General features: G+C 66.3%; 2 protein-coding genes. Both read right to left on the bottom strand.

The window, feature by feature from the left end:
- On the bottom strand, nt 1–800 hold an 800-nt coding region (locus ABVB68_RS36740), incomplete at its 3' end, for an alpha-amylase family glycosyl hydrolase (protein WP_353605566.1).
- Nucleotides 797–1,558, bottom strand: a 762-nt coding sequence (locus tag ABVB68_RS36735; RefSeq protein ID WP_503006575.1) for an alpha-amylase family protein, incomplete at its 5' end; no start/stop codon positions are given. The genes ABVB68_RS36740 and ABVB68_RS36735, both read right to left, overlap by 4 nt.

Genomic DNA, 1,558 nt, shown 5'->3' with positions numbered 1-1,558 from the left:
TCCTCGGGCCACTGGTTGGCCTCCGCCAGCAGCACGGTGTCCGGGTACTGGGCGTCGATCTCCTTGCGGACCCGCTTGAGGAACGCGTGGGTGGCGGGCAGGTTCTCGCAGTTGGTGCCCTCCTGCTGGTACAGGTACGGCACCGCGTCCAGCCGGAACCCGTCGATGCCGAGATCCAGCCAGAACTTCAGCGCGGAGATCATCTCCTCCTGCACGGCCGGGTTCTCGTAGTTCAGGTCCGGCTGGTGCGAGAAGAAGCGATGCCAGTAGTACTGCTTGCGTACCGGGTCGTACGTCCAGTTGGAGGCCTCGGTGTCGACGAAGATGATGCGGGCGTCCTGGTACTGCTTGTCGTCGTCGGCCCAGACGTAGTAGTCCCCGTACGGACCGTCCGGGTCGCGCCTCGACTCCTGGAACCACGGGTGCTGGTCGCTGGTGTGGTTCATGACGAAGTCGATGATCACGCGCATGCCGCGCTGGTGGGCGGCGTCCACGAACTCCACGAAGTCGGCGAGGTCGCCGAACTCGGGCAGCACGGCGGTGTAGTCGGAGACGTCGTAACCGCCGTCGCGCAGGGGTGACTTGAAGAACGGTGGCAGCCAGAGGCAGTCCACGCCGAGCCATTGCAGATAGTCGAGCTTGGCGGTCAGGCCCTTCAGGTCGCCGACGCCGTCGCCGTTGCTGTCCTGGAAGGAGCGGACCAGGACCTCGTAGAAGACGGCGCTCTTGAACCAGTCCGGGTTCCGGTCCTGGGCGGGCGTGTCCTCGAAGGTGTCCGGAACGGGCTCATTGACGATCATATTGTGGGTGACCCTCCGATCTGCGGGTGGGACGGTCGCAGGACGGTGAAGACATGCGCGGGCCTATGCCCCGGTTCGAGACGCACGTAGTTGGTCCTGCCCCAGTGATAGGTCTCGCCGGTGAGCTCGTCGCGCACCGGCACGGTCTCGTGCCAGTCCAGGCCGAGTTGCGGCATGTCCAACGAGACCGTGGCCTCCTGGGTGTCGTGGGGGTCGAGGTTGGCGACCACGAGAACCGTGTTCGATCCGCTCCGCTTCGAGTAGGCGATCACCGCGTCCCGGTCGGCGTGGTGGAAGTGGAGATCGCGCAGCTGCCGCAGGGCCGGGCTGCGCCGCCTGATGTCGTTGAGCCGGGTGATGAGGGGGGCGATGGTGCGTCCGTCGCGTTCGGCGGCTTGCCAGTCACGGGGCTTGAGCTGGTACTTCTCCGAGTCGAGGTACTCCTCGCCGCCCTCCTTGAGGGGTGTGTTCTCGCACAGTTCGTAGCCGCTGTAGATGCCCCAGGCCGGCGAGAGGGTCGCGGCGAGCACGGCCCGGACCTCGAAGGCGGGCCGGCCGCCGTGCTGGAGGTAGGCGTGCAGGATGTCGGGGGTGTTGGGGAAGAAGTTGGGCCGCATCCAGGCCGCCGCCTCACCCGACAGCTCGGTCAGGTACTCGGTCAGTTCCCGCTTGTCGTTGCGCCAGGTGAAGTACGTGTACGACTGCTGGAAACCGATCTGCGCCAGGGTGTGCATCATCGCCGGCCGGGTGAACGCCTC

This window comes from Streptomyces sp. NPDC096012 (genome assembly GCF_040426375.1).
GTDB lineage: Bacteria > Actinomycetota > Actinomycetes > Streptomycetales > Streptomycetaceae > Streptomyces.
This window is presented reverse-complemented; position numbering and strand designations above follow the sequence as displayed.